At 37.8% G+C, this 2473-nt stretch carries 3 protein-coding genes; all 3 read right to left on the reverse strand.

What is annotated here, in order from left to right; genetic code table 11:
* Positions 1 to 78: 78 nt before the first annotated feature.
* Positions 79 to 528: a hypothetical protein gene (locus tag V7127_RS04145; RefSeq protein WP_335483824.1), complete on the reverse strand. Its 450-nt coding sequence runs from the start codon at positions 526 to 528 to the stop codon at positions 79 to 81.
* Between the two features lie 53 nt (positions 529 to 581).
* Positions 582 to 1253, reverse strand: coding sequence for an oxidoreductase (locus V7127_RS04150; RefSeq protein ID WP_335483826.1), 672 nt, complete (start codon positions 1251 to 1253; stop codon positions 582 to 584).
* Positions 1254 to 1742: 489 nt separating this feature from the next.
* Positions 1743 to 2473: DUF2306 domain-containing protein (locus tag V7127_RS04155; RefSeq protein ID WP_335483828.1), on the reverse strand; the 731-nt coding region annotated here is incomplete at its 5' end.

Raw genomic sequence — 2473 nt, forward strand, 5'->3', positions numbered from 1 at the left:
TACCGTGACAGCTATTTTCCTTGGTTATCAGGCATTAGAAGGGCTAACTGGCAACCGTGAAGGCCCTTTTCCTTATCATTATTCGCGTTCAATGTTATTGATCGAGGTCTTTTTCAACCTCAATATTATTACAGTCACAAATGCCGCCAAAACAAGTAATGGCAAGACCTTAATGACAATGTCCAGCCAATGAAAAGGGGCTTTATGAACATAAACGGCCTTTACCCACTTGTTTTCTTCTATCTCCACAGCAATGGCAGATTTCGTGGATATCCCATTTATTTCATAGTATTTTGTTCCTTTTGGATAATAATTTGAGGCATTCCCATAGTGGCTTCCAGTCATATCATTAGGTTTTGTTTTTACTTCTCCGATAACCTTCCCTATTTCACTTTCAAGTAAATTTTCCTTTGTAACTTCATATACATTTCCTTTCCAAACAACAAAGGAATAGGCCCAGCTTAGTGCCTGAACAGATGAAGTAGATGTAAAAATACATAAAAGAAGAAATAACATTGTTTTTTTCAAATGCACCAGACTCCCTTCGTTACAGCATTCATTCGGCAGCCTTAATAATAATTTTAGATCCCGCTTCTCTCACTTACTGTCACAATCTGATCACTCTCATTGACATAAACACCTGATTGCTCCCTTTTTGCCGCAAGAAGCATTGCGTTTGCAACAGATTTTGCCTGTACTGGACTGTACTTCCGCAGAGGTCCTGAGAATATAGGCGAAAGTATTCCTGAAACGGATGACATGATTCTCTCACCGAGTCGAAACTCCTCCCGGTTACCAAGCAAAAGTGAAGGTCGAAAGATGTGTAGTGCTGGAAGGCAAAGCTCGCGGAGCGACTCCTCGAGTTCCCCTTTCACTCGTATGTAAAAAGTACGTGATAAAGGATTCGCTCCCATTGAGGTTACTATTAAAAACTGTTTCGCTCCCTGTGCTTTAGCCATTTTGCCTATTGTCAAAGGATAGTGGTAGTCAACCAGGCGGAAAGCCTCTTTCGTGCCAGCCTTTTTAATGGTCGTTCCTAGGGTGCAAAAAACATCCGTCCCTGTCAGATTCACATTGGTATTCTCCAATTGTTCGAAATCAATAACCTTCTCATGAAGCTTTGCATGCACGATTCCCGTTGACCTTCTCACTATGAGTGTTATATCGGTGTAATCCGGGTCATTCAGCAGCAGCCGTACGAGCTCCTTCCCAACCAAACCAGTAGCCCCAGCAACAACAGCTTTTCGATTCATCTCTCCATACCTTCCTTCTGCTTACTCATTTCATAAAAAATAACCTTTGAATATCAATGGTTTTTAATTTCGGATTGGTGAATGAATCTATACCTCTTCCTCACCGTTTATCATGGGATGTTAGGTCTGATTCTATGACTCTTTTTACATCCCACAAATTTACCTTCCTTTAACCTTTTGTCTAATATTCTTATTCACTTCAAACCTATGAAATCCTTCTATCTTTGCTTCTGTAATTACCATGTTTTTTAGATTCATTTTACCGCATTTTCTATTAGGGCTTAAGGTGGCAAATAAAAAAAGGCTGCAACAGCAACCTCACCTTATCTTTTATAAAGTATTCATATGTTAAGCATTTATAAGAATTTTTCAGTATGTCTAATTTCCAAAGTTTTAAATTTTCCCCTGGATGGATAAATATATATAACTGATAATGTAAAGAAGATGGCAGAAATTTTATGATTCCATCCTATTTTTCAATAGCTTCCCTTAGTCTAACAAAGTATGATTCGTTTTAATGGTTTCTAACTTTCTATTCTGATATAACTTTCTTCTCAGCCAGTATTCCATTATAACCAAATTTCCAACCAAGCTGACCCAAATCGCTGCTGTATAGCCAAGTTCAAAATTATCTAAGGAATAACCAATGACAGCTGACCAGATTCGAAAGGTGACCGCAACAAAGGTCACTGCATAACTTCTATACATCCATCGTTCATGTTCTTGAATTCTCTTCATTCGAATGTTTTTATATGCCAAATAAGTGGTTATAAGCCAAGCAATCGATAAAGAGAAAAATCCTAGTTTAGAGATAACTCCCCCGAACGCAAAATACGACAAATAAATCCCCGTAATCCCACTGATTAAAATTGAAACTACATAAATTTTCCCCATATTTCGATGCAGCGACTTTCGTTTGTTCCTAAGCTTTTTGAAAAATTGAAATGGGCCGATCAAAATGGCAAGTGAAGCAGTCATAATATGAGCAAATAAAAAGATGTTCCATGGTTGATAATGAAAGTCATACATATTCATTCCCTGCTCAACTAAAGTTGTATTAGACGTGGCAGGGTCCATTACAAAATATCTTACGATTGCAGAAATGGCCAATACAATTGCGAACATGATAACTATACCACTGCCAAATTTTTTAAAAGTTGATGCTTTCATAAACGCTTCCGCCTCCTTTCTTTTCTTTAATAAAATGAACTGTGTGTCAT

The sequence above is a fragment of the Bacillus sp. JJ1773 genome (assembly GCF_036962035.1).
Lineage (GTDB): Bacteria > Bacillota > Bacilli > Bacillales > Cytobacillaceae > Cytobacillus.